General features: G+C 43.5%; 25 protein-coding genes. 4 read left to right on the forward strand and 21 right to left on the reverse strand.

The features are described 5' to 3' along the window. Nucleotides 1-34: 34 nt before the first annotated feature. The 3 genes from cotE to miaB form a co-directional block, all read right to left on the reverse strand. Nucleotides 35-592, reverse strand: a complete 558-nt coding sequence (cotE, locus tag NIE88_RS09065) for an outer spore coat protein CotE (protein ID WP_253061384.1) — start codon at nt 590-592, stop codon at nt 35-37. Between the two features lie 139 nt (nt 593-731). Next, nucleotides 732-1,097, reverse strand: coding sequence for a YlbF/YmcA family competence regulator (locus tag NIE88_RS09070; protein ID WP_253061386.1), 366 nt, complete (start codon nt 1,095-1,097; stop codon nt 732-734). Next, nucleotides 1,094-2,581, reverse strand: a complete 1,488-nt coding sequence (miaB, locus tag NIE88_RS09075) for a tRNA (N6-isopentenyl adenosine(37)-C2)-methylthiotransferase MiaB (RefSeq protein ID WP_253061388.1) — start codon at nt 2,579-2,581, stop codon at nt 1,094-1,096. The genes NIE88_RS09070 and miaB overlap by 4 nt, the downstream gene beginning before the upstream one ends. 209 nt (nt 2,582-2,790) lie before the next feature. On the opposite strand from miaB, the gene NIE88_RS09080 reads away from it, so the two are divergent. From NIE88_RS09080 to NIE88_RS09090, 3 genes are all read left to right on the forward strand, one after another. Continuing rightward, nucleotides 2,791-4,062 (forward strand): MFS transporter, encoded by a 1,272-nt coding sequence (locus tag NIE88_RS09080; RefSeq protein ID WP_253061390.1) that lies wholly within the window; start codon nt 2,791-2,793, stop codon nt 4,060-4,062. Between the two features lie 180 nt (nt 4,063-4,242). Then, nucleotides 4,243-5,100 carry an MFS transporter gene (locus tag NIE88_RS09085; RefSeq protein WP_253061392.1) on the forward strand — a complete coding sequence of 286 codons (858 nt, stop codon included), beginning with the start codon at nt 4,243-4,245 and terminating at the stop codon, nt 5,098-5,100. A gap of 5 nt (nt 5,101-5,105) precedes the next feature. Then, nucleotides 5,106-5,513 (forward strand): MFS transporter, encoded by a 408-nt coding sequence (locus NIE88_RS09090; RefSeq protein ID WP_253061394.1) that lies wholly within the window; start codon nt 5,106-5,108, stop codon nt 5,511-5,513. A gap of 58 nt (nt 5,514-5,571) precedes the next feature. Here the strand turns inward: NIE88_RS09090 and NIE88_RS09095 are convergent, their stop codons facing one another. The 3 genes from NIE88_RS09095 to NIE88_RS09105 all read right to left on the reverse strand — a co-directional run bounded on the left by NIE88_RS09095 (nt 5,572) and on the right by NIE88_RS09105 (nt 7,150). Then, the gene (locus tag NIE88_RS09095) at nt 5,572-6,033 is read right to left on the reverse strand and encodes a CBS domain-containing protein (protein WP_253061396.1); all 462 of its coding nucleotides are present in this window, start codon (nt 6,031-6,033) and stop codon (nt 5,572-5,574) included. Between the two features lie 88 nt (nt 6,034-6,121). Continuing rightward, the gene (locus NIE88_RS09100; RefSeq protein WP_253061398.1) at nt 6,122-6,292 is read right to left on the reverse strand and encodes a type II toxin-antitoxin system antitoxin; all 171 of its coding nucleotides are present in this window, start codon (nt 6,290-6,292) and stop codon (nt 6,122-6,124) included. Nucleotides 6,293-6,307: 15 nt separating this feature from the next. Then, nucleotides 6,308-7,150, reverse strand: coding sequence for an SPFH domain-containing protein (locus NIE88_RS09105; protein WP_253061400.1), 843 nt, complete (start codon nt 7,148-7,150; stop codon nt 6,308-6,310). A gap of 285 nt (nt 7,151-7,435) precedes the next feature. Here NIE88_RS09105 and NIE88_RS09110 point away from each other — a divergent pair, with 285 nt between their 5' ends. Next, entirely contained in the window at nt 7,436-7,696 is a 261-nt protein-coding gene (locus NIE88_RS09110; protein WP_253061402.1) for a stage V sporulation protein S, read from the forward strand. Between the two features lie 177 nt (nt 7,697-7,873). On the opposite strand, the gene NIE88_RS09115 is transcribed toward NIE88_RS09110, so the two are convergent. From NIE88_RS09115 to asd, 15 genes are all read right to left on the reverse strand, one after another. Then, on the reverse strand, nt 7,874-8,671 hold the full coding sequence (locus NIE88_RS09115; RefSeq protein WP_253061404.1) for a TIGR00282 family metallophosphoesterase: 798 nt from the start codon (nt 8,669-8,671) through the stop codon (nt 7,874-7,876). Nucleotides 8,672-8,946: 275 nt separating this feature from the next. Continuing rightward, nucleotides 8,947-10,509: a ribonuclease Y gene (gene rny, locus NIE88_RS09120; RefSeq protein WP_253061406.1), complete on the reverse strand. Its 1,563-nt coding sequence runs from the start codon at nt 10,507-10,509 to the stop codon at nt 8,947-8,949. A gap of 566 nt (nt 10,510-11,075) precedes the next feature. Next, entirely contained in the window at nt 11,076-12,125 is a 1,050-nt protein-coding gene (gene recA, locus NIE88_RS09125) for a recombinase RecA (protein ID WP_253061408.1), read from the reverse strand. A gap of 93 nt (nt 12,126-12,218) precedes the next feature. Next, on the reverse strand, nt 12,219-13,466 hold the full coding sequence (locus NIE88_RS09130) for a competence/damage-inducible protein A (protein ID WP_253061410.1): 1,248 nt from the start codon (nt 13,464-13,466) through the stop codon (nt 12,219-12,221). 87 nt (nt 13,467-13,553) lie between these two features. Beyond that, nucleotides 13,554-14,132, reverse strand: coding sequence for a CDP-diacylglycerol--glycerol-3-phosphate 3-phosphatidyltransferase (gene pgsA, locus NIE88_RS09135; protein WP_253061412.1), 579 nt, complete (start codon nt 14,130-14,132; stop codon nt 13,554-13,556). Between the two features lie 129 nt (nt 14,133-14,261). Further along, nucleotides 14,262-15,137, reverse strand: a complete 876-nt coding sequence (locus tag NIE88_RS09140; RefSeq protein ID WP_253061414.1) for a helix-turn-helix domain-containing protein — start codon at nt 15,135-15,137, stop codon at nt 14,262-14,264. Between the two features lie 15 nt (nt 15,138-15,152). Then, nucleotides 15,153-15,935 carry a DUF3388 domain-containing protein gene (locus NIE88_RS09145; RefSeq protein WP_253061416.1) on the reverse strand — a complete coding sequence of 261 codons (783 nt, stop codon included), beginning with the start codon at nt 15,933-15,935 and terminating at the stop codon, nt 15,153-15,155. A gap of 203 nt (nt 15,936-16,138) precedes the next feature. Continuing rightward, nucleotides 16,139-16,402: a DUF3243 domain-containing protein gene (locus NIE88_RS09150; protein WP_290446399.1), complete on the reverse strand. Its 264-nt coding sequence runs from the start codon at nt 16,400-16,402 to the stop codon at nt 16,139-16,141. Nucleotides 16,403-16,482: 80 nt separating this feature from the next. Beyond that, on the reverse strand, nt 16,483-17,211 hold the full coding sequence (gene ymfI, locus NIE88_RS09155) for an elongation factor P 5-aminopentanone reductase (protein WP_253061420.1): 729 nt from the start codon (nt 17,209-17,211) through the stop codon (nt 16,483-16,485). 35 nt (nt 17,212-17,246) lie between these two features. Then, nucleotides 17,247-19,559 carry a DNA translocase FtsK gene (locus NIE88_RS09160; RefSeq protein ID WP_253061422.1) on the reverse strand — a complete coding sequence of 771 codons (2,313 nt, stop codon included), beginning with the start codon at nt 19,557-19,559 and terminating at the stop codon, nt 17,247-17,249. A gap of 163 nt (nt 19,560-19,722) precedes the next feature. Then, nucleotides 19,723-21,390 carry a ribonuclease J gene (locus tag NIE88_RS09165; protein WP_253061424.1) on the reverse strand — a complete coding sequence of 556 codons (1,668 nt, stop codon included), beginning with the start codon at nt 21,388-21,390 and terminating at the stop codon, nt 19,723-19,725. 198 nt (nt 21,391-21,588) lie between these two features. Further along, a complete protein-coding gene (gene pcp, locus NIE88_RS09170) occupies nt 21,589-22,218 on the reverse strand; it encodes a pyroglutamyl-peptidase I (protein WP_253061426.1) in 630 nt (209 codons plus the stop codon). Nucleotides 22,219-22,291: 73 nt separating this feature from the next. After that, the gene (dapA, locus tag NIE88_RS09175) at nt 22,292-23,191 is read right to left on the reverse strand and encodes a 4-hydroxy-tetrahydrodipicolinate synthase (protein ID WP_253061428.1); all 900 of its coding nucleotides are present in this window, start codon (nt 23,189-23,191) and stop codon (nt 22,292-22,294) included. Nucleotides 23,192-23,196: 5 nt separating this feature from the next. Next, nucleotides 23,197-24,444: an aspartate kinase gene (gene dapG, locus NIE88_RS09180; RefSeq protein ID WP_253061430.1), complete on the reverse strand. Its 1,248-nt coding sequence runs from the start codon at nt 24,442-24,444 to the stop codon at nt 23,197-23,199. An 84-nt stretch (nt 24,445-24,528) separates the two neighbouring features. Continuing rightward, nucleotides 24,529-25,581, reverse strand: coding sequence for an aspartate-semialdehyde dehydrogenase (gene asd / locus NIE88_RS09185; protein WP_290446393.1), 1,053 nt, complete (start codon nt 25,579-25,581; stop codon nt 24,529-24,531). Nucleotides 25,582-25,605: the final 24 nt, after the last annotated feature.

Consider the following 25,605-nt stretch of genomic DNA (forward strand, 5'->3'; position numbering starts at 1 on the left):
AACACGCAAAAAAAGAAGAGACTCGTGTCCCTTCTCAATCTTCGTCCTTGTCATCATCGGTCAGAAATTCAGAATCCAGTCCGTCTAATTCCTTATCTAAATCATCGTCATCATCTGCTTCTGCTCGAATTAATCCGTCATCATCCACCTGGACTTTAACTTTTGTTTCCCCGATAACCTCAACGAGAAATTCACGCTCGACTTGAGCAACTACCTTGTTGCCATTTGGAGAAATTTTCGCTTCCAAACAATTTGGTTCCTGCAGTGCCCGGCATGTAACATCAACCTGATCGGAAATAACCTGCTTGTCGCGGAGCGTCAGCGGCACACGGTCATGGTAGCTTACCGTCTCGCATACAACTTCGGTTTTCGAATTATTATTATACGAGTACCATGTGTTGATATCATACGTTCCATCGACGATAACTGCATCCTTATGATAGGTGGTTTTGTATTTATGATTGATGACCCAGCATCCAAGGATGTTCGTCGGTTTATGAGTCGGTGTTACCGTATGCGCGGACTGGCTGAATTTCTTTCCTTTTCCGCAAATCGCTTTAGTGATGATTTCCCTATACGCATTCTCTGCCAAAAGTCCAAACCTCCTTTGCCTTCTTCATTTTCATGTTATGCAGGGCGAATGACACGTGTGAAACAAAATAAGGGCTTAGACAAACAAAAAACTTCTCATTAATATGAGAAGCTTTTTTGCCTCTATAAAATTTGGACGATTAGCGATCATTTTCATTGGCGACATGCTGCGATACAATCTTAGTCATCAGTTGAAGAAAATCGTTAACATCAGATTGGGATTGCTTGAACTCCTGTACTACAGGAATTGCATCAAGCTCTGCTTGCAATCGATCGATGACCGCCTCATTTTGATGATAAGCTTCCGTTTTTCCAAAATGCTGCAGATTTACTGATTCTTTTTGGTAATGCTTAATTTCATCGACAAGACGCTGCACTTTTTTATTAGCACTTATTTTCGCTTCCGCCTGTTTGTAAAAGCGGACTTGACTGGTTTCGGAAATCTGTTCTGCTATTTTCTCTGCCTTGGCAATAATCTCTTTTTTTGAATACTGATGATCCGTCATCGGCTCAATACCTCAGCTTCTTTTTGCCACTCTCCGTCAAGCGACCACATCTTGGTATTCGTAATCTTGACAGCAACCAACTGACCGATAAGCGACTTAGGTCCGCGAAAATTCACAACTTTATTTGTTCGCGTATGTCCAGAGAGCACATCGGGATTCTTGCGACTTTCTCCTTCGACAAGTACCTCAACCGTTTTGTTCTGGTATTTGGCATTGCTTTTCGCAGACAACTCATTCATTAGTTTATTCAAGCGCTGCAAGCGTTCCTTCTTCACTTCCATCGGTACATTATCCTTCATACGCGCAGCAGGAGTACCTGCACGAGGTGAGTAGATAAACGTAAATCCACCGTCAAACTGGCATTCGCGCACAAGTGACAGGGTCTCTTCAAACTGCTTCTCTGTTTCATTTGGAAAACCGACGATAATATCCGTCGTAAATGAAGCATTTGGCACCGTACGGTTGATCTTATGAAAAAGATCGAGATAGCGTTCCCGTGTATAACCTCGTCCCATAATTTTGAGAATCTCTGAGCTTCCGGATTGAACCGGTAAGTGGATGTGCTCGCAAAGGTTGCCTCCCCTGCCAAGTACTTCAATTAAATGATCATCAAAATCCTTCGGGTGACTTGTTGTAAAGCGGACACGCGGAATACCGATCTTGCGCATTTCATCCATAAGATCACCCAATCCATAATTGTCCATATCGGGAAGATCTTTGCCATAAGCATTAACATTTTGCCCGAGTAGTGTAATTTCCTTGTACCCCTTACGTGCAAGTTCACGAACTTCCTCAATAATTTCCTTGGGATGACGGCTTCGCTCTTTGCCTCGGGTATACGGAACGATACAGTAGGTGCAGAATTTATCACAGCCATACATAATGTTGACCCATGCTTGAAAGTGTCCACGGCGCGATTGCGGCAGATTTTCTACTATATCGCCTTCTTTTGACCACACTTCAACGACCATTTCCTTGCTGAACAGTGCTTCCTCCAAAAGCTGAGGCAAGCGGTGGATATTATGTGTGCCGAAGATCAGATCAACCTGTGGGTGTTTCGCAAGAATCTTATTAACAACCACTTCTTCTTGTGCCATGCAACCGCAAACCCCTAAAATTAATCCGGGGTTTTCCAGTTTCAATGTTTTCAGCGTACCGATATGTCCAAACACTTTATTTTCGGCATTCTCGCGAATTGCGCACGTATTGATCAAAATAACATCCGCATTTCTCGGTTCTTCTGTCTCTTGATAACCCATTTTTTCAAGAATACCTGCCATGACTTCCGTATCATGCTCATTCATCTGGCAGCCGTATGTTTCAATCAAGTAGTTCTTCCCCTGACCGATGGTCCCCATATCTTCCGGAATACTGAAATCATTTATAATTTGAACCGCGTCTCTGCGGCGCCTGCGCGCATCTTTCAGTGACGGCGGCTGAAAATACTTTGAAAAATCAACGTTGCTGAACGTTTTCTCAGCCACAAGGCAACCTCCCTTTCAAATCTCATCCCTAAATTATAGCAAACTCATTAATGATATGAAAGAATGTGCTCCATTAGATCGGACCTTGTTTTTAACAATGCTTCTAACATTTAAATGGTATTAGTGTATAACATAGTCTACATTTTGAAAAATTCAGATCTATCCATGCTATGATCAGATCATTATTAATATGGAGGCATTTGTGAAAGATGAATTTATTAAAACAAAATAAGAATTTTCGTCTCTTGATTTCCGCTCGCATGATTACAAATATCGGAGACAGCGTCTATTTTATCGCGGCCATGTGGCTTGTATATGAGATGAGCGGATCCTCTTTTTACTCCGGATTAGCCGGGTTTCTGACTATGATTCCTAGAGCCCTGCAATTTATCATCGGACCCATTATCGACCGCTATTCGATCAAGCGACTGATCATCATCACGCAAATCGCTCAAGCCGTTCTCCTCATTACAATTCCTGCAGCAGCCCTGCTTGATGCCCTATCCGTATCACTTGTACTGGTTGTCATGCCTATCGTTTCCTTTTTTAATCAATTTTCTTTTCCAGCAGAAAGCGCGCTTATTCCTCAAATTCTGGATAAAGATCAACGAGTTCAAGCGAACGGATTGATGACCCTTGCTTATCAGGGAACAGAAGCGGCATTTCAGGCGATCGGCGGTGTACTCGTTACAGCACTCGGTGCTCTATTTCTGTTCAGTGCAGATATTGTTTCTTTTTTTATCGCAATTATTATGTTCGCTATGCTTCATTTAACACATGTAAACCCCTCTCATACAAATCTATCATTTAAAGCACAATGTACGCGTTATTTCACTGATTTGAATGAGGGGTTTCACATCGTCATTCACTCGCTCATCGGCAAAATGATGGTTGGCTCATTGATGACAAATTTCGCTTTAGGGGCCTTAGTCGCTATTTTGCCGGCATACTCTGATCAATTAGGCGGATCCGGAATGTATGGATTGATGATGGCAGCAATGGCGATCGGAACATTGATCGGGGCTTTAGCCGCACGTCGATTTGAACGAAAACCGATTGGGAAAATGCTCATGATCGGTTATTTCATCGGGTTTCTGTTTTGGATCGCTGCAGCGTCCACTCCAATCTCAGTACTCACAGTCATTTTATTTTCAGCATGTATGATTTTTCCAGGCTGTAATAATGTGCTTAACTTCACTTTAATTCAAAACGTTGTGCCTCGGAATATGCTCGCCCGTGCGATGTCGCTTGTTGCAAGTCTGGCTACTTGCATCATGCCGCTTGGTTCGCTTGTCGGTGGCGCGCTTAGTGCCACATTTGGTCCGAAAGTTATCTTCATTGCCGCAAGCTGCGGCTTCTTATTCTACGCCAGCTATGTTGCGCTCATGCCGGTGCTGCGTCGATTGCCTGCTGCCGGTGAAGTCAATCCGGAGCAGTATGGTTTTCACCCGGAAACAGAAGCAATACATGGACATGTTTGAAAACGAAACCAAGAACAAAAAACTATGCATGAATTGGTCATGCACAGTTTTTTTAATTCTATCAATAAAATCATACTCTTGGGGAGGGTTATTTTCAGACCTCCGTCTGATTTTCCATTTCGTTTTCTTTGTTACCTTAGATGGAGAAATACGAATACGATTGATAGGTGGCTTGTAGCAGTGAAAACGTTGATGCGCAATAAAAATTTTTCTATTCTATTGATCGGTCGATTGATTACAAATATCGGTGACAGTATGTATTATATTGCTGCTATGTGGCTCGTTTACAAGTTAGGCGGCTCAGCATTTTATTCCGGACTTGCCGGATTTCTAACCATGGTTCCTCAAGCGCTGCAGTTTATCGTTGGACCGATTATTGATCGCTATTCGATACGCAAATTGTTGGTAATAACTCAATTGTTTCAAGCACTTTTACTGAGCATCATTCCAATCGCTTTCTTCTTCCACATGCTTTCTGTCACATTAATTCTGATCATCATGCCGCTGGCCGCTTTTCTAAATCAATTTTCATTTCCTGCAGAAAGTGCTTTAATTCCAAAAATCCTTCCAAAGGAACATCGAGTCACAGCAAATTCGTTGATGTCCGTCGCTCAACAAGGTACCGATGCAGCTTTTAACGCGGTTAGCGGAGCTTTTGTCGCGTTTGCCGGCGCGATTACCCTCTACACGGCTGATATTGTTACGTTTATCATTGCTGCTTCACTTTTTGCCGCACTTAATCTTTCCGGCAACCAGTCTGGAAATACTCCACAGTCACTTGGCATGCAAACCAAACACTATTTCACGGATCTTAAAGAAGGATTTCAAATTGTTCTGCATTCGGTTCTGGGAAAGATGCTTGTCGCCAGCGCCATTACAAACTTCGTGTTCGGCGCTATGATGGCCTCACTTCCTGCTTACTCGGACTCACTTGGCGGATCGGAAATCTATGGCTTTCTGCTTGCCGGAATGTCGATCGGAAGTCTCACCGGAGCAGCAGCTGCCGGACTGTTTGAACGATTCGCTTCGGGCATCTGATGATCGTGAGCTACGCGCTTGGGTTCGGATTTTGGCTTTCTTCAGCCTTAATGCCGAACATCTCGCTAAAAGTCATTTTGTTTGCGATCAGCATGGTTCCTATTGGTCTGACAAACATACTGAACTTCGTGATGATGCAAAATATTATTCCTGAAAATCTGTTAGCCCGCTCCATTTCTGTTATGGTAAGTATATCCACGTGTATCATGCCCGTTGGTTCTCTAATTGGCGGTTCTTTAAGTGCGTTGTTGAGCCCCGCAACCATTTTTACCGCAACGAGCGCGAGTCTTCTCTTCATTGCCGTTTATATATGCTGTGTTCCGATCCTCCGCAGCATTCCGTCTATTCGAACTGTCCGTCCTGAGGAATACGGTTTTCAACCAACATCTATTGCACAAAACCTATTAAAGTGACCATATGCCTTGATCACACAAACCAGCATGGTAAAAAAAGCATGCTGGTTTGTGTTTTCTATTCATTCAGCAGTTGCTCGCCAATATGACGAATGATATGGCTTCTCGTGACTAATCCGACAACATGCCGATCCTCATCAACGACTGGAATCCTTTTAATATGGTAGTGTGAGAGCATTTTCAAAACAGTGTCTAACTCATTGTCCTTTTCTGCGGTCTGCAATTTTCTTTTCTTCATGATTACACCGACTTGTTTCGATAACAAGTCTTTTAATCGATCTTGTGACAGTTCAACTGTAACCGCTGAAATTAATGAGTATAGATCATAGATCGATTGCTGTTTCGGTGAAATAGCTCTCAAAAGATCCCCATCGCTGATATAACCAATTAATCGATTGTCATCATCCACAACAGGAGCACCGCCGATTTTATGTTCGATCATGATCTTAATCAATGTTTTGACTGAATCACTTTCATGTACTGTCACAACATCTCTCAGCATTAGTTGTTCAACACGCATCGGCAAGCGCCTCCTTAATTTGTCCATCTTCCTTCTCTTTTAATTATAGCATTTTAATGAAAACGCTTGTATATTTATTTTTTCTCTATTAATCCGAAGAATTATTCTTCTCGCTTTTTCTTCCCGACCTTCTTAATGCATCGCGAAGCAAGAACTCAATTTGTCCGTTAACACTGCGAAATTCATCATCGGCCCATCTTTGCACTTGATCATATAGTTCCGGATCAATTCTAAGTAAGAAACTCTTCTTTTTTGCCATTATAATAAAACCTGCTTAATAGAGACTTCCTGTGTTAATCACCGGCTGTGATCCCTTGTCTGAAACAATGGCTACCATCAAATTGTTGATCATAGCTACTTTTCGCTCTTCATCAAGTTCGACAACGTGTTCTTCCTGCAAACGCTGAATGGCCATTTGAGCCATCCCTACCGCCCCTTCAACAATCTTCTTTCTTGCCGAAATAATTGCCGACGCCTGCTGGCGCTGCAGCATCGCCTGAGCAACCTCAGTCGAATAAGCGAGGTGAGTCAAACGCGTTTCAATGACTTCCACGCCGGCAAGTGCAAGCCGCTCCTGCAGCTCTGTCCTCAGCATCGTCGAAATCTCAACAGAATTGCTTCTTAAAGACAGTCCCTCCTCATTGAAATTGTCGTAGGGATATTGCGATGCGATATGCCGAATGGCCGTTTCACTTTGGATTTCAACAAACTGACTATAATCATCAACATCAAACAGTGCTTTAGCAGAATCAATAACTTTGAAAACAACCACTGCCGCAATTTCGATCGGGTTTCCTTCGACATCGTTGACTTTCAGTTTCTGACTGTTAAAGTTGCGTACTCGTAACGAGACCGTTTTTTTTACGGTTAACGGTATCGTTAAGTAAATACCGTTTGTTCGTATGCTGCCTACATATTTGCCAAAAAAAGTAACAACCTTTGTTTTATTAGGCGGCACAATTGTAAATCCAGTCATCAATACAGAGGCAAGCAGCCAAGCAATAATCACCGGCAGCGGCTGTTCCCTGACAACAGCTGCCACGCCGATTCCAATTAAAATAAGTACTGCCAAAATACCAAGAAATCCATTCATTTTCCATGCATTTTGTTCGGTCACAACAATCTCTCCTTATATCGTATCCATTTCTTTTATATATTATTATGATATCATATTATCTGATAATTATTGCGCTTTTTCTTTCCATTTTGTGTCTATTTTGTTTCGTTGCTCTATAAGAAGATATCGAAAGATTAACGCTCATGTATCGAACCACATTATTTGCCAATGACTTATTCTTTAAAGTTTTTCTCATTCCAGCCTACGTACTAAAGTAGGCATAGTCATCTTCTTAAAGAATATAGTAATTTATGGGCAATCCTCATAAGGAGATGACAAACGGAAATGGATGTATTAAAAGTTTCAGCAAGATCTGTACCTAACTCTGTTGCCGGGGCCCTAGCTCACGCAATGAGGGAACAAAAAACAGCGGAAATACAAGCAATTGGAGCCGGCGCACTCAACCAAGCAGTTAAAGCGGTCGCCATCGCCAGAGGCTTTGTCGCGCCTAGCGGGCTTGACCTTATTTGTATCCCGGCATTTACGGATATTATCATTGATGGCGAGGAGCGTACCGCGATAAAACTCATAGTCGAACCTAGGTGAAAAATGAGTTTACTTTAAGTGATCTGAAATTAAAAGTGATAAAGGTATTGATAAAAGCAATCCTTTACCCTAAATAAAAAAACACGCACAAAGGCATGTTTTTATCCATCCATTCGCACCTCACCGGATTCACGTGAGGTTTTTTTATTTACAATCCTATAATTGAAGTCCGGTCATTCAATCGAAAAACAGGTGATCATCATTAATTAAAATTCGATTGATCTTTGTCGCTTTGCCGGTCTTCTCATCAATTTGAATAAGCACGGCACCAAGCTGACCCGATCCTTCCTCGCTCTCAAAACGAACAGGCATCGAAGTCAGAAATCTTTTTGTCACCGTAGCTCTCTTGACCCCAATGATGCCATTATAGGGACCGGTCATCCCAACATCCGTCAAATATGCAGTTCCTTGTGGCAGAATACGTTCGTCAGCTGTTTGAACATGAGTATGCGTTCCGATTACTGCTGAAACACGACCATCCAAATACCATCCCAGCGCAAGTTTTTCACTTGTCGTTTCCGCGTGAACATCGACAAATATGATCGATGTTTTTTGGTGTGCTTCATCAACAAGCTGTTTGACGATTCGGAATGGGTCATCCAGCGGCGGTAAAAAAACGCGTCCCTGAATATTGATCACAGCCACCGACATAGTGTGCGGCAGCGTAATGTAACGAATTCCTGTTCCAGGTGTTCCTTCAGGAAAGTTTGCCGGACGAACAAGCAGTTTGGCATCGTCAATGAACTCAAACAGCTCACGATTATCCCAAGTATGATTTCCCATCGTAAGCATATCTGCTCCTGCCTCAATCAGCTGTCGATAGATTTTTTTAGTCAATCCCTTTCCATGTGCCGCATTTTCCGCATTCACGATTGTTACCGTGGGTTGAAACTTACTTTTTAATTTTTGCAAATAGCTTTCAATCATTTCTCGACCTGTGCGTCCATAGACATCACCGACAAATAAAATTTTCATTGTTCACACTCTTTTCTAATCACTAATCCCACTCAAGGTATAAGAAAAACCGGGCAAAAAACGCCCGGTTCTAAATCCACACCAGGTTTTGAATACGCTCCGGGTGCTCGCGATCAACTGGCGTGCTCGCGGGCATTCCAAATGCCTGCGGGCTCCCCTAGCCTGCACTCCAGCAGGAGTCTCGCATCTCTGCACGTCTGTCCACGACCTTTTGCTTTACTGTAAAATCATATACTGTCTTAACTTGTAAAAAAGGCGGCCTTTTGCCGCCTTTTTTATTTCGCATATTCTACAGCCCGTGTCTCGCGAATCACCGTAACCTTGATATTTCCTGGATAGTCCAGTTCATTTTCAATTTTTTTGGTGATTTCACGCGCCAACTGGAATGATTTTGCATCATCAACGATATCCGGTTGAACGATAATTCGAATTTCTCGTCCCGCCTGAATCGCATACGATTTCTCGACCCCTTCAAAAGATTCGGAGATTTCTTCCAATTTCTCCAGTCGATGGATATATGTTTCAAGTGTTTCACGGCGTGCTCCCGGTCTCGCAGCAGACAATGCATCTGCTGCGGCGACAAGAACAGAGATTACAGAGGTAGCCGCAGTATCTCCATGGTGAGAAGCGATGCTGTTAATAACAACCGGGTGCTCTTTGTACTTCGTTGCTAACTCAACACCGATTTCCACATGGCTTCCTTCAACCTCGTGGTCAATCGCTTTGCCGATATCATGCAGCAATCCTGCTCTTCTCGCCAAATTCTCGTCTTCTCCAAGTTCGGCAGCCATCATTCCGGCTAAAAAAGCAACTTCCATCGAATGTTTCAACACATTCTGACCGTAACTTGTTCTGAAGTGGAGTCGTCCCAAGATCTTGATCAGATCCGGATGTAAGCTGTGAATACCGACTTCAAAAATGGTTTGTTCTCCGTAATCGCGGATTTTCTCATCAACTTCATGTCGCGATTTTTCTACCATTTCTTCAATACGAGCCGGATGAATGCGTCCATCTTGAACGAGCTTCTCAAGAGCAAGACGAGCAACCTCTCGCCGGATCGGGTCAAATCCTGACAGAATAACAGCTTCCGGCGTATCATCAATAATGAGATCAATACCCGTAAGTGTTTCAAGTGTCCGGATATTTCGTCCCTCTCGCCCGATGATACGACCCTTCATTTCATCATTGGGCAGGTTGACAACCGAAACTGTAGTCTCCGTTACATGATCTGCTGCGCAACGTTGAATCGCCAGCGAAAGGATACTTTTTGCTTTCTTTTCCGCATCTTCCTTCGCTCTTGATTCGATATCCTTTGCGATTTGAGCAGCCTCATGGATGGTTTCCTGCCTGACTTGGTTCAGAATGAGTTCCTTCGCCTCGTCGTTCGTTAAACCGGAAATACGTTCAAGCTCCGATTGCTGCTTACGCAGCGATTCCTCCACTTTGCTTTCCATCTCTTCAATTTGTCGACGTTTCTTGCTAAGAGTTTCCTCCCTTTTTTCCAATGAACTCTCTTTATTATCGAGTGACTCGCTTTTTCGATCGAGCAAATCCTCTTTCTGCAAAAGGCGATTTTCTTGTCTTTGAAGTTCATTTCGCCGCTCACGCGCTTCATTCTCTGCCTGAGACCGAAGCGTATGGATTTCGTCCTTTGCTTCCAAGAGGGCTTCTTTTTTCAATGCCTCCGCATCTCGATGCGCATCTTCAACAATCTGATGTGCTGCGGTTTCAGCAGATGAAATTTTCGCCTCAGCAAATTTCTTTCGGATGTAATAGCCAACAAACAGACAAACTACAGAGACAAGCACAATGGAGATGATCAAAATAATGATTATCATTATTTCACCTCCTTGCTTTTCCATATCGTCAACAAGTAAAACAGTTACTTTTACCTTTTGAATGATGCTTAACAAAGATACGATAGGTAGAAAAGGTGTTTCAACTAAATATCCCAATTCTATTACCCTTATGCAATGGGTCGCATGAAAGGAACATGGCAGTTTCGTTCACCGTTCTGTCGCCTTTTTAAGCATTTTCATGCGAAAAATTTACATAATCATGTAATCAATAACTTTGCAGTTACAAGTTTATTGTATAATTGACTATTTGGGTTGTCAACCTCACACCCTTTGGATTGTATTTTAAAATTTTTATTACATTCTGATAATTATAATATTTTTAGACTTTTTTGATGCAGCTTATAAAAGCGCTACTCGGCGACATTTAAAATAATTGATTCACCTTTCAATTTTAGAAAAAACCGTTGAATATGTCAGAAGACTGAAAAGAAGTTTGACCTCAAAATCTTCATGTATCCGATAAATTTATGCCCAATAAAAAGAAGCAGTCTTAAAAGTCAGCTTTGACTAAAAGACCGCATTTTACACTTGCTTTATAACGAAACTTATTCTTTATTTGGAAGCGGTTCAGTTTCTTCATCAGGATTTTCTTCCGGTAGTCCGTCCAACTGGTAATGTTCACGAATTCGTTGTTTTATTTCCTCTTTTACAGGGTTATTTTCTTTCAAATAGAGTTTCGAGTTCTCACGTCCCTGACCTAAGCGTTCATTATTGTAAGAATACCATGAGCCACTTTTTTCAACAATATCCAGATCAGCACCGATATCAAGAATTTCGCCTTCTTGCGAAATCCCCTGTCCGTACATAATGTCTACTTCTGCCTGTTTAAAAGGTGGGGCAACCTTATTCTTGACTACCTTAATTCTCGCTCGATTGCCGACAATATCATTGCCGATTTTGAGCGTCTCTGCACGGCGCACCTCCAATCGTACCGAGGCATAAAATTTAAGTGCACGGCCGCCCGGTGTGATTTCAGGGTTACCGAACATAACGCCTACTTTCTCGCGAATCTGATTGATAAAAATAGCGGTTGTTTTTGACTTGCTGATTGCTCCGGAAAGCTTCCGAAGGGCTTGGGACATCAACCGTGCCTGAAGACCGACATGAGCATCTCCCATCTCGCCTTCAATTTCAGCTTTCGGCACCAAAGCCGCGACCGAATCAATAACAATGATATCAACCGCGCCGCTTCGTACAAGTGCTTCAGCAATTTCAAGCGCCTGCTCGCCGGTATCCGGTTGAGAGAGGAGCAGTTCATCAATGTTGACGCCTAGATGTTCGGCATAAACGGGATCAAGTGCATGTTCGGCATCAATAAAGGCTGCCTGTCCGCCGCCTTGCTGCGCTTCGGCAATGGCATGCAGCGCAACCGTTGTTTTTCCTGAGGATTCAGGTCCGTAGATTTCAATAATACGTCCGCGCGGATAACCGCCGACGCCCAGTGCTATATCTAAGGCCAGAGAACCGCTTGATACTGTGGACACACGCTGTTCCGGCCGTTCTCCCAATCGCATAATTGAACCTTTGCCAAACTGTTTCTCAATTTGGCGAAGAGCGCTGTCTAATGCTGCTTTTCGTTCATTTTTTTCAGCCATGATCGTGGTTCATCTCCTTCAACATTCTTTTTATAATCATACCTTTTTCCATCGATAAGCACAAGTGTTCTGCGAATGTTTATTCGTTTTTTTTTACTGTCCGAGAATTGGCAATCCGTTTAAATATCTTCTGACTATGTCATACCCCGTCTTCGCTGACTGAATTCTGATTTTTTGACGAGTTCCATTAAATTGAAAGGGATAGCTATTCGCGCCGTTTTTATATGCAAGACCAATATAAACGGTCCCTACTGCTTTCCCTTCGCTTGTATCGGGACCTGCGACACCTGTAAACGAAATACCAAAATCAGAGCCACACAGTTTACGGGCTGACTCAGCCAAAAGCTTCGCGCATATTGCACTCACGGCTCCGTCTGTTTGAAGTACATCTTCAGGAACATGAAGCACGTGACGCTTCACATGGTTCGTATAGCAGACAATGCCTCCGCTTAGAACTGAAGATGCTCCTGGAAAAGCCGCCAGCCAATCGGCCGCCATACCGCCTGTAAGACTTTCTGCAAACGCGATCGTTTTTTTCTTCTCACACAGCAGCTGGAACACAACTTCAGGAAGCGACGTTTCATCATATCCATATAGATATTGGCCGACTCGTGCATCGATTTTCGCCTCAAGCGCATCAAGCATCGCTTCTGCCTGATCCGATCGTTCATGCTTTGCAGTCAATCTCAAAGTGACCTCACTCTCTTTGGCGAGCGGCGCAATGGTCGGATTTGACTGCGCATCGATCAAATCAATAATTTTCGTCTCCAGCTGAGATTCACCGATTCCAAAAAAACGAAGGACGCGCGATTGAATATGTTCTTCATTTCGACGCGCTAAATAACGTTGAGCGAAATCAAGAAACATTGGTTTCATTTCTGACGGAACGCCGGGCATCAACAAATAAAGATGATTCTTCGTATCGACAATCATCCCCGGAGCCATCCCATGATGGTTGGGCAGTACATGACTCCCTTCAATCACCAATGCCTGCTTTTTATTATTTTCAGTCATTTCTCTTCCGGTCACCTTAAAATAATTTAAGATACTGTCCATTGCTTCTTGATCCGTTACCATTTTTCTTCCTAATACTTTCGCAACGGTCTCTTTTGTCAAATCATCTTTTGTGGGACCGAGTCCGCCGGTAAAGATCAACAGATCTGCTCGTGCTTCCGCATTCTTGATCACATCAATCATGCGTGCTTCGTTATCGCCGCAGACTGTATGAAAAAAAACATCAATACCTAGCGCGGCTAAATGTTCAGAAATAAACTGAGCGTTCGTATTAGCAATTTGTCCGAGCAAAAGTTCCGAACCAACCGCAATGATTTCTGCATTCATGTGCAAGAGCTCCTATCCTCCGTTTTCAAACCTATTATTCTCTCGTTTATTATCAGGCACAAAAATGCGTAGTGCAAGTCTGCCCGCTCATTTAGATTGGAAAACAATCTGGCGATTCTTATAAAAATAATCGATTCCGGAAAGGACAGTAAGAATGACCGCAATCCAGAGAATAATCTGATCAAGAGGAAATCCGTTCAAACCGAAAGGTACATTATTAAACAAGAATAAAATGATCGCCACCATTTGTGAGAAGGTTTTCCATTTTGCAATTTTGCTTGCTGCAATCACTTCCCCTTCTTCAACAGCCACTAAACGCAAGCCGGTGACAGCAAATTCACGTGCAAGGATCAGAATCACCAGCCAGGATGCCATTCTTCCCAGGCCCACAAAAGCAACAAAGGCACTCATTACGAGCAGTTTATCAGCCAAAGGATCAAGCAGTTTCCCAAAATTTGTAATTAAATGATACTTGCGTGCGAGCTGTCCATCAAGCCAGTCAGTAAAAGAAGCGAGAACAAAAATAATGGCAGCAAGCAGTTGGGAAACAGGAAGCCGGTAACTTTCCCCGCCAAGAACACCAAGCGGAATCGGTGCCAGAAGCAGAACTAAGAAAAGCGGAATCATGATCATGCGTGCTACCGTTAATTTATTGGCAATATTCATCGAAAAGTCCTCCTACAAATTAATGATCACTGTTTTGAAAATGTTACGGTACCCCGACACAGCTTGCGCCGTCTTACAGCCAAAAAAAGTGAGCCGCCGCAGCGGGCTGGCTCCAATAAAACAAATTGTTCACTTGCTGAAATTAATTAGAAGGGTCTGTACTGTGCCTGAATTTGAAAAGTTAACATTCTTACCGTTTATTTTCAATTCCGTTCCAGGCACGTTACCAAATTTGAGCCGAAGTGTCTGCACATCTGATGCATCAAAATGATATGACTTTTTCCCCGTGCGCGCTGCAGTTCCTTGAGCAATTTGTTTGTTCGTTGTGTTGTCTACCGCTTCAAACCAAGCGGGGGAATTAGATTTAGCTGTGACGGTAACATCAAATTGATCAGTTCCGGATAACGTATAAGTGGTCGTCGTCCCTTCTTCTTTATCCTTTTTCAATTTCTGTTCAGAAGAGGAGTCTGATGAACTGCTCGCTGAATCAGAGGATGACGAACTGTCCGGTGATGCGCTGTCGCCTTTATACTGAACGGAATTGCTGCTGCTCTCATCCGTCGACGGATTGGATCCACCTCCCGCAATGTGTGTCACAAGAATATAAACAATCATCAATGCAATCAGGACAAAAACAATCACAATTGCCTTGTTGACAAATGAAGACCAATTTTTTGATCGAACCGCATTTGTATGAAGTTTTTTCGGCGATCGTTCGTTTTCGCTGCCGTCCGGAGGAGTAACACGCGTTTCCACACGCTGGTGCTCAAGCTTCGGCATATCGCCGGGATACTCCTCCACCAGACTTTTAAAATCCAGTCCGACTGCTTCTGCGTAGCTTTTAATAAAGGCTCGGGTATAAAAGTCACCAGGAAGCTGACTGTAATCGCCGTCTTCAATTGCTTTCAGATAACGTCTTTGAATTTTTGTTTCTTCTTGAAGATCGTCCAGAGACAGGTTCTTCTGTTCCCGGGCTTCCTTCAGCACTTGACCAAGTTCACTCAATCCTAACACCTGCCATTATGAATTAAAATAATGCCATGAAAAACAAGGAGCCGTTGTCATTTCGTTTGTTATTTTCTCTTCGCGATGACTTCGAAGTTCAATAATATAATCAAACGTGTCCATCGAAAACTCTGTTCCCTTGATAAAAAGATCCGGATGCTCGATTACTTTAGTAACAGGGAGCCTCATCAATTCGCGAATCAGATTCCAATGACTTTCCGAACCTGATCTTTGCGAAACAGCTCCATCAATGACAAAAATTTGATCATGAGACCGCTCATCTTCAGAAAGTCTCGTTCGAATGGTCTGTTTCAAGAGGGTTGATGATATAAATTGCCAGCGTTTATTTGCGGACACACTAGCCGCGATAATTGACTCCGACTTGCCTACTCGTGGCAACCCGCGAATACCGAGCAGAAGATGTGCCGGCATCTTAAACAATTCTGCCATAAAATCAACCAGTAAGCCGATTTCATCACGTGAAAAACGGAATGTTTTACGATCTCCTGTGTCTCTCTCTATGTATCGGCCATGACGAACAGCAAGTCGGTCACCAAGTGTCGGCTGTCGGACCTTAGTCAGATGAATGGTTTCCATCTTCTCGATTGCAGCCAAAAATTGTTTCATCTGCCCGTCGTTCTGAGATTTAACCAGAAGTCCGCGACGTTCGTGATCCACCCCATTAATGGTCAGAATGTTGATTCCGAGGACACCAAGCAGCGAGGAAACTTCTCCAAGTAATCCAGGCCTGTTCTTATGTATTTCGTACTCCATATACCATTCTTTACCGTCGGACATAAAGTTTCCTCCATCGGTTCCACTGCTTGGAGTCTCAAAGTTTCCTTACTGTATCATAACACCACTAGAGGTTCCAGGTGCCGAAATTCACAGTTCAATTATCATTAACGTACATTACTAATATTATCATAACTTCATTATTTTAACGATAGAGACACTGAAAAAAGAGACGTACAAATACGCCTCTTTAAAAAATCCTGGTATTAAACAGATTGATGTGCGTTTAATGAATCCGACGTCACCATTTTCATGATCAGTCGAGCAAGTACATGGCGCTCTGACTCACCTGCTACGGTCCACAAATCTTTAAGCACCCGATCCTGATCATTTTTAGGGTCTACATGTTCGCTGAGATAATCGCCTATTTTCTTGGCAAATGATGTAATCGTATCATCACTGATACCAAGGTCTTCCGCCTGCTCTACCCGATCACCGAGAAAGTCTTTCCAATGTTTCCAGTTATCCATAATGGACACGTTAATCTCCTCCTTTTTTGTGACCCTCTATAGAATTCCTAAAGATACACTTCCTTATTCATAAGGAGTACTCAGCAATGCCAGGCGCCGTTTATTGAGATCACTTGACCATTAATGTATGACGCAGAAGGACTCATCAAGAAATTGATTAAGGCCCCAACTTCTTCAGGTGCAGCCAGACGGCCCATAGGAATCTCTTCCTTAACTAACTCGATATCTTCTTGGCTGAATTTGTTCATCATCGGCGTGTCGACCGCACCAGGTGCGACCGCATTCACCGTAATGCCGCTGGGAGCAACTTCTTTCGCCAGTGCTTTAACAAAGGCATTTTGGCCGCCTTTTACCATGGAATAGAGAACTTCAGTAGCCGCTCCTTCCAATCCCCAAATGGAAGAAACGAGCACGATCTTTCCTGTTTTCTCATGAATCATCGGCTGAACAAGCTGTTGCAGAAGACGAAACGGACTGGTCATCTGCAATTGAATAGTTTTTTGAATCGTTTCTTCTTTTACATCTTGGAAGAGATTAATATCACTGTTGCCGCTGGCGTAGACAACGCCGTCAATGGGTGCGTTCAGCTGCTTAAGCAGCGTGTCTGTACCATCTGTTTCAGAGAGATCTGCTTGAACACATCTGAATTCCTGTTTCATGTATTTTTTGCTTAACGCAACGGCCAGCTTCTGAGCTGCTGCCTCAGCTTCATAATAATGTAAAAAAAGCGAAGCACCGGAATGTGCCAGTGATCGCGCAGCTGCGCTGCCGATTGCCCCACTGGCTCCAGTAATTAAGATTTTCTTCATTTTGTCCACTCCATCACTGCTTCGTTACCTGTCGCTCATCTTCCACTGATCTCATCACTTTGCTTCGGCACAAGTACAGCACGTGGTTTACTGCCTTCATAAGGACCGACAATATGATGTTCCTCCATTGCATCAATCAAACGTGCGGCTCTATTGTAGCCGATTTTGAACTTGCGCTGCAGCATTGAAACACTTGCCGTCTGCCTGGAAGAGACAAGCTGCACGGCATCGTCAAATAATTCATCCTCGACCTTCTCTTGAATCTGTTCCGGCTGTTCCGCCGGTATCATATCTTGACGATAATTTGCTTTCTGCTGACTAATCACGTGATTGACGACCGCTTCGACCTCTTCGTCCGACAGAAAGGCGCCTTGAATACGGACAGGTTTTGACGCACCGATTGGAAGAAACAGCATATCGCCCTTTCCGAGCAGTTTTTCCGCTCCACCTGAATCCAAAATCGTTCGTGAGTCCATCATCGATGAAACACTGAACGCGATTCGAGACGGTATATTTGCTTTGATGACACCCGTAATGATATCCACTGACGGTCGCTGTGTGGCAATGATCAAGTGAATTCCGGCAGCACGTGCCATTTGAGCAAGACGAGTCACGGTTTCTTCAACATCCTTAGAAGCAACCATCATCAAATCAGCAAGCTCATCAATAATGACAACGATATAAGGCATCAGCGGCTGCTTTTCTTCGTGCTCTTGATTGAATTTTCGAACCGTATCATTATAGCTCTCCAAGTTGCGTGTACCGCTCTGTGAAAACAGTTCATAACGTCTTTCCATTTCACCTAGCACATTTTTGAGCCCAAGCGCCGCCTTTGCAGGATCCGTTACAACTGGTGTCAATAGATGAGGAATCCCATTATAAACGTTCAGTTCAACCATTTTCGGGTCGATCATGAAAAGTTTAACCTCACTCGGTTTCGTACGCATAAGAAGTGTAATAATGATTCCATTAATACAGACACTTTTTCCGCTACCTGTCGCCCCGGCAACAAGCAAGTGCGGCATCCGATTTAAATCAGCAAGAATCGGTTCGCCGGAGATGTCGCGTCCAAGACCAATGGTAAGTTTCGATGACGCACGTTTTGCATTCTTGGATTCAAGCACTTCTCTGAGACAGACCATAGCGACTTCCTGATTAGGTACTTCAATACCAACGGCTGATTTTCCGGGAATAGGCGCTTCAATCCGAATGTCCTTAGCAGCAAGAGCCAGTGCCAGATCATCGCTTAAGCTGAGAATTCGGCTGACCTTCACCCCTGCTTCCGGGTACACTTCATAACGTGTTACAGCCGGTCCAAGATGAACTTCCTTAACCGTTGCACGTACACCAAAACTTTCGAAAGTCCGTTCCAGAGTACGCACATTCTCTGCAATATGGGTTCGTTCATTATTCTGTGCATTTTTCCCCGGTGCTCGCAGTAAAGATAAGGACGGCAATTGATAATCTGCATTCTCAATTGGCATTTGTGAAAAATCAGGAGTTACATCATCAGTCGATTCATCTTCATAGTCTTCTGTCGACAGCTGCTTGCTCTCCGTTGTGACCGGATCCTGAATATCCATGGATGTTTCATTAAAATCATGAATTTCAGGTTCGGATGATCTATTTTCTTGCGCATCTTCAATAATTGGTGATTGATGCTCTTCGTTACGACTTAATTCCTTCTTTTGCTTTTGTTTACGATCTCTTGTAAAAAAATAAGTCAACCCACTCTTCAAATTCACAGCACTCTTTTTCAATGATCGGAACAAACCGCCAAATAATCTCTTCATGATATCGCGCAAAGAATGCCCAGTGATCAAAATAATAGACACAAGGAAGAGAAAGCCCGTCATAAAATAGGTGCCGGTCGTAGAGAAGAGATAATAAAAAAAAGCGAATCCAATCGAACCGATCATTCCGCCTCCTAGACCCTGACTTGGAATTGATCCTGACAATTCACCGCGAAAAAGCAGGAAAGTATTCAAAATCACTGATCGATTCTGCCACACATTTACCGTAGACAATGCCTCAAATAAGCGGATATGGCTAACTAAGAGCAGTGTAAACGTAAGTAAATAAATACCCGAAAGCCTTCGTGTAAAAAATTCCGGCTGTTTTCGAAATAAAATATAATAAACCGAAAGAACAAGAAAGTAAAGGAGGAGAAGTACCCACCAATTTCCGGTGAATAACCGTGCCGCTTCTTTAATCACTTCCCCGGCAACACCTAAATTACTGATACCGATGCAGGTCAGCGCAAACATACAGAGACCGCCCACTTCATAGATCAGCGTCTCTTTCCAGCCAATACTTGCGCGCGTGCGCTTCCTTTTCTTCTTTGCCATAATTCCCGTGCACCTCATTTAGTTCATGCTACAGACAGGTTTGTCCGAAAGCCTTTCTGTCTTTAATTTACTCTAAATACCTGTTTTTGGCAAAGAATTACTGGTCGGCTGATTTGACCATTCAACAGAAAAAATAAAAAAACCGAGCATTTTGACTCGGTTTTTAAAATTCCATGATAATTGGCAATATCATTGGACGGCGTTTGGTTTTATCAAAAAAATATCGACCTAGCGAATCACGAATTCCACTTTTTAGCGATGACCACTCAGATACGTGCTGTGTCAACGACTTCGACAGCACATCAGAAACAATATGATTAGCTTGATCTAAAAGATCTTCCGACTCACGAACATAAACGAATCCGCGTGTAATAATCTCAGGACCTGCAAGGATTTTCTTTGTCCTGCGTCCCAGTGTCACGACAACAATAACCGTACCGTCCTGAGACAGCAAACGACGATCTCTTAATACAATATTCCCCACATCACCAACACCAAGTCCGTCAACAAGCAGCTGCCCGGCAGGAACCGATTCTGATGATCTCGCTTCACCATTTGTGAATTCCACAACATCACCCTTGTCCATCAAAAATGTGCGGCTGGCAGGAATTCCCATAGATTCCGCAAGCTCCTGATGAGCCTTCATCATTTTAAACTCACCATCAATCGGCACAACATATTTTGGCCGAATTAATTGGAGCATTAACTTGATGTCTTCTTCGGAACCATGACCTGAAATATGGACATCCTTACCAAATACAACCTCTGCGCCTTCACTCATTAGCTGATCGATCGCATTCGTCACTGTTTTTTCATTACTTGGCGTTAAAGACGCCGCATAGATGATCAAATCTTTTTCCTTTAATCTCAGCTTCTTATGAAGATGATTGGCAAGATTTGTTAATGGCGTTAACGGATCTCCATCCGGACCGCTTGTTAATATGGCAAGCTCCTGAATCGGCAGTTTCATCGATTTTTCCCAGTTGATCACGATACCCTCAGGAATGTCGAGAAAGCCATTTTTGGAAGCGATCGAAATGATTCGTTCCAAATATTTTCCGTCAATGGCTACCCTGCGACTGTGCTTGATACACGTATTGAAGAATTGCTGTATACGGTGAATGTTGGTCGCATGAATGCAAACAATCACCCGTCCTTCAGCAGAATAGAGAATATGATTAAAATGATCGCCAATGATTGCATCAGTTGGCGCTTTGCCGGGCAGTTCCGCATGTTTGCTATCAGACAGCAGACAAAGAACGCCTCGATCCCCTATTTCCGATATTTTGCTGACATCCGTGCGGATTCCTCCAACCGGCGTAAAGTCGAATTTATAATCCCCTGTGTGAACAACGTAACCCTGAGCGGTCTGGATCGCATAGCCGACAGAATCAGGGACACTGTGATAGGTCCTGAAGCAGTCAATCATGCATTCTCCGATTTTCAACCGCTTATCCGGATTAATTGTATGAAATAAATCTCTTGGAAAACTGACACCTACTCTTCTGAGACTTTCCCATACAAAGGCAAGTGTCAAACATGTTCCGTATACAGGAACCTTCAACGCTCGCATCAGGTAAGGCAGGCCTCCGATATTCGCTTGATGGCCATGAGTCAAAAAGATACCTTTAATTTGATCACGGCGATCAGCTAAATAAGAGACATCGGGAATTACAGTGTCAACCCCGAGCATATCTTCATGAGGATGCATTAATCCCGCATCAATAATATAAATGTCATGATTTACTTCAATGACTGTCATATTATTACCAATTTCACCAACGCCGCCCATTGCATAAATTTTCACACTGTCTTTCTTTTCATGTGTCAATGGGCATTCCTCCTATTAAGTTGAGCAGTCATCGCTATTGACCCGAACTAATCATTGGTTTTATTATACCCAATCCCTATCGCAAAGTACAATTTTTTCTCATTGATTTTGGAGGAGCATCTTGAATCTCATAAGTTAGATCAGTGTAGCCTTCAGATAGGATGTACTCGTATTTATAACGATCAACAGGTTTAAATCTTATACAGTGGCCGTTTCTGAAAAAGCAGCCGCAGAAACAATGGCAGCCTGCTTAAGTGCTTCGGTCAGCTGATCAATACCCACGCTTGGTGCATCGTTTTCTAAGGTCTGCTCCGGCAAAAAAGGAACATGTATAAATCCTCCAATTTTTGATTTTCCATTTTTTTCTAACTCATGCATCAATTTATAAAAAACATGATTGCAGACAAATCCGCCTGCATTTTCGGATAATTCAACCGGAATACCCAATTTTTGAATGGTCCAAATGATTTCATGAACAGGCAATGCGGATTTATATTTTTCCGGGCCGTCTTCGACGATCATCTGATCAGTGAGAACGATGCCCTCATTATCAGGATTTTCCGAGTTGCTTCTATTCATTGCAAACAGTTCCGGAGTAATCGCCTCTCGACCGCCTGCTTGTCCGACTGCAATAATGACATCGGGGCAAATAACCCGTACAGATGCAAATAATCGATCCGCAGCTTCCCTATAGGAAACAGGAAGTTTCGTTGCAAAAAGTTCGACTGTATTCGTGGCCTGCACACCATCCAAACGTCTTACAGCTTCCCATGAAGGATTCAGCCCGCTTCCCCCAAACGGCGCAAAGCCGCTTAATAACACTCTCATCTCTGATTCCTCCATTTAGATCAAATAAAAAGATGAATCAAACGAGTACTTTGATTCATCTTTTATCATTCATTTATTTGACAATTCTTATATCTGCACTCTTCTTGAACTCCTGATAAACATTAACTAGTGAACCAAGCTCTTGCTCGGTAGGATCAACCATAGGTAAACGCACGCTACCAACATTAATACCCAATTTATTAAGAAGCGCTTTCACAGGTGCAGGGCTCGGCGCTGCAAACAGTTCGCGCATAAGCGGAAGCATGTTTCGATGCTGCTCCGCACTCTCTGAAACATGACCGGCAAGAAAGGTACGGATCATCTGCTTCATTTCCGGACCAATGAGATGAGATGAAACGGAAATAACACCATGACCGCCAATCGACAATATGGGCAGGGTCAATCCGTCGTCACCGCTGTACAAATGGAAATCATCATTTGTTCGATTAATAATTGCGGCCATCTGATCCAAATTCCCACTTGCTTCTTTAACAGCGACGATATTGTCGATCTGCGATAAACGAATAATCGTTTCGGCTGAAATGTTCACCTTCGAACGGCTTGGAATATTGTAAATGATAACCGGAACGTCCACATGTTCTGCTATTGTTTTATAATGTGCGTATAGGCCGGCCTGATTCGGCTTATTGTAATAGGGAGCCACAGCCATGACAGCATCTACGCCAAGCTTTGCAGCTTCCTTTGAAAAATCAACGGATAGGTTCGTATTATTATTACCTGTTCCAACAATAACTTTGATTCTTCCGTCGACGACACGAACCACATGTTCAAACAGCGTTAGTTTTTCTTCATGCGATAAAGTGGGCGATTCGCCAGTTGTTCCTGCTACCACAACACCGTCCGAACCCGTTTTAATTAAATGCTCAATCAGATCGGTGGTTCGTTCTAAACTCACTTTACCATTTTCATCAAAAGGCGTGACCATGGCAGTTAATAATCGACCAAAATCCATTTTTCTCACTCCTGTTTCGGATGTTCCATGATTGATTCATCTTGTAGTGCCTCAAGATGAAAGGCCTTATGAAGCGCGTTTACCGCTTCCTTCATTTTATCTTGCTCAACAAGAACCCAAATGGTGTTGTGAGAATCAGCGGATTGCAAAATCTGGATTCCCTGTTCCGTTAAAGCGTTGACGATTTTCGATGCAACACCGGGAACACCCGCCATACCCGCACCCACGGCAGATACCTTGGCACAGTTTTTATGAACCTCGGGTGTATAGCCTCTCGCCTGCAAAATGGCTACAGCTTTTTCGGCAGCCTGCTGGCTGACGGTATAAACAACACCATTCGGACTTATATTAATTAAATCGACGCTGATCCCTTGTTCAGCCATTGCTTTGAACACTTTTGCCTGCAGATCAAATTCATTTTTTCCGGCACGTACCCTTATCTGAGTGACATCTCGCACATAAGTAATCCCCGTGACCGGCCGTTCTACCAAATCTTGACCTCTGCCCGAACGATCCATTGTTGTAACAATTGTCCCTAAGCTGTCGGACATAGTCGAACGAATATGAATGGGTATTTTTGCTGTCATGGCAATTTCTACAGCGCGCGGGTGAATGACCTTTGCCCCCTGATAAGCAAGATTACATACTTCATTGTATGTGAGCATTGACAATCTGCGCGCATCACTGACGATACGAGGATCTGCAGTCATGACCCCATTGACGTCCGTAAAAATATCAATCCATTCAGCATCAACTGCTGCACCAAGTGCAGCAGCCGAGGTATCGCTGCCCCCACGTCCCAATGTCGTGATTTCACCATCTTTAGTCCGGCCTTGAAACCCGGCAACAACGACCGCATCGCAACCCTCCAGCCTGTTTAAGAGCGGAGCAACTTTCATTTCAATGATTTTTGCCTCATTAAACACGCTGTTTGTACGGAATCCCGCCTGAGCTCCGGTCATCGCTTCCGAATGAACACCCGCTTGTTTTAACAAATTTGAAAAAACGATCATGGATATCGTTTCGCCGCATGACATTAGAATATCTTTCTCACGCGCGGAACATTTACCATCACGAACGAGTGCAAGCAGCGTGTCCGTTGCATATGGATCACCCGAGCGCCCCATTGCAGAGACAACGACAACGACCTTATAACCTTTCTTTACTGCTTTCGCGACATGTTGAACAGCGCGATTTCTCATTTCTTCTGTTTGGACCGACGTTCCGCCAAACTTTTGCACAATGATTTTCAAATTATTCCACCCTTTCACGTAAGGGAGATCAACACGGAGCAAGATTGATCAATCAGCTTAACAACGATTGTTTATGCACAATACTCAGGCCTTAACCAAGCCAAGCTTGAGAAGGCTCTCTGCGATTTGCACTGAATTCCACGCAGCGCCCTTAAGTAAATTATCGGAGACAATCCACATATGAAAGCCGCTTGCCACGTCAGGATCGCGTCTAATACGACCGACAAAGACTTCTTTTTTGCCTGATGCATGTGACGGCATTGGATAAACTTGATGTGCCGGATCGTCTTCAAGAACAACACCCGGAGCATTTTTCAACAGCTCTTTCAAATCCGATGCTTCAACATCTGATTTGCCAATCTCAATGTATACAGACTCACCATGGCTGATACTTACCGGTACCCGCACGCAGGTCGCCGACACTTTGAACTCCTGATCGTCCATAATTTTTTTGGTTTCATTTATCATTTTCATTTCTTCAAAAGTATAATCATTTGGTTGAAACAGGTCAATTTGCGGAATCGCGTTAAATGCCATCTGGAAATGTTTCTTATCGCCTTTTACCGGCATAATCGCTGCCGCCGGTTTTTCGCCATTCAAAACTGCTCTGGACTGATCCTCAAGTTCAGCGATCGCTTTAGCCCCTGCACCGGAAACAGCCTGATACGTAGAGACAATGATTCGATTCAGGCCATATGCCTGGCGAACGGGTTCCAATGCGGTAACCATTTGGATCGTTGAGCAGTTCGGATTGGCGATAATCCCGTGGTGCTCAAACAATGCTTTTTCATTAACTTCAGGTACAACAAGTGGCACATCTTTGTCCATGCGAAATGCACTCGTATTGTCAATAACAACCGCACCGCGTTTTGCAGCTTCCGGGGCAAGCTGTTTCGATACCGATCCACCGGCGCTGAACAAAGCAATATCTATGTTCTCAAATGATTCGGGTTTTGCTTCTTTTATTGTCCATTCTGTGCCGCCAAATAGCACTTTTTTCCCCGCTGAACGAACTGAAGCGAGCGGATAAAGCGATTTAACCGGCAAAGGAGAACTTTCAAGCATTTTAAGCATACGTGTACCGACAGCACCGGTAACACCGACAACTGCCACATTCAGGCCTTCTGATTTAAGCAAACCTATCTCTCCTCTAGTTTCCTA

The organism is Sporolactobacillus shoreicorticis, from assembly GCF_024125445.1.
GTDB lineage: Bacteria > Bacillota > Bacilli > Bacillales > Sporolactobacillaceae > Sporolactobacillus > Sporolactobacillus shoreicorticis.

Coding starts and splice junctions, on each gene's coding strand:
- NIE88_RS09150 (WP_290446399.1), bottom strand. CDS start 16,402: ATGGATAACTGGAAACATTGGAAAGACTTTCTCGGTGATCGGGTAGAG.
- NIE88_RS09115 (WP_253061404.1), bottom strand. CDS start 8,671: ATGAAAATTTTATTTGTCGGTGATGTCTATGGACGCACAGGTCGAGAA.
- pgsA (WP_253061412.1), bottom strand. CDS start 14,132: ATGAATATTGCCAATAAATTAACGGTAGCACGCATGATCATGATTCCG.
- dapA (WP_253061428.1), bottom strand. CDS start 23,191: ATGGATTTTGGTCGATTATTAACTGCCATGGTCACGCCTTTTGATGAA.
- NIE88_RS09110 (WP_253061402.1), top strand. CDS start 7,436: ATGGATGTATTAAAAGTTTCAGCAAGATCTGTACCTAACTCTGTTGCC.
- recA (WP_253061408.1), bottom strand. CDS start 12,125: ATGGCTGAAAAAAATGAACGAAAAGCAGCATTAGACAGCGCTCTTCGC.
- ymfI (WP_253061420.1), bottom strand. CDS start 17,211: ATGAAGAAAATCTTAATTACTGGAGCCAGTGGGGCAATCGGCAGCGCA.
- NIE88_RS09100 (WP_253061398.1), bottom strand. CDS start 6,292: ATGGCAAAAAAGAAGAGTTTCTTACTTAGAATTGATCCGGAACTATAT.
- NIE88_RS09145 (WP_253061416.1), bottom strand. CDS start 15,935: ATGTCCGACGGTAAAGAATGGTATATGGAGTACGAAATACATAAGAAC.
- NIE88_RS09160 (WP_253061422.1), bottom strand. CDS start 19,559: ATGGCAAAGAAGAAAAGGAAGCGCACGCGCGCAAGTATTGGCTGGAAA.
- NIE88_RS09130 (WP_253061410.1), bottom strand. CDS start 13,466: ATGAATGCAGAAATCATTGCGGTTGGTTCGGAACTTTTGCTCGGACAA.
- pcp (WP_253061426.1), bottom strand. CDS start 22,218: ATGAGAGTGTTATTAAGCGGCTTTGCGCCGTTTGGGGGAAGCGGGCTG.
- NIE88_RS09080 (WP_253061390.1), top strand. CDS start 2,791: ATGAATTTATTAAAACAAAATAAGAATTTTCGTCTCTTGATTTCCGCT.
- rny (WP_253061406.1), bottom strand. CDS start 10,509: ATGATAATCATTATTTTGATCATCTCCATTGTGCTTGTCTCTGTAGTT.
- NIE88_RS09095 (WP_253061396.1), bottom strand. CDS start 6,033: ATGCGTGTTGAACAACTAATGCTGAGAGATGTTGTGACAGTACATGAA.
- NIE88_RS09070 (WP_253061386.1), bottom strand. CDS start 1,097: ATGACGGATCATCAGTATTCAAAAAAAGAGATTATTGCCAAGGCAGAG.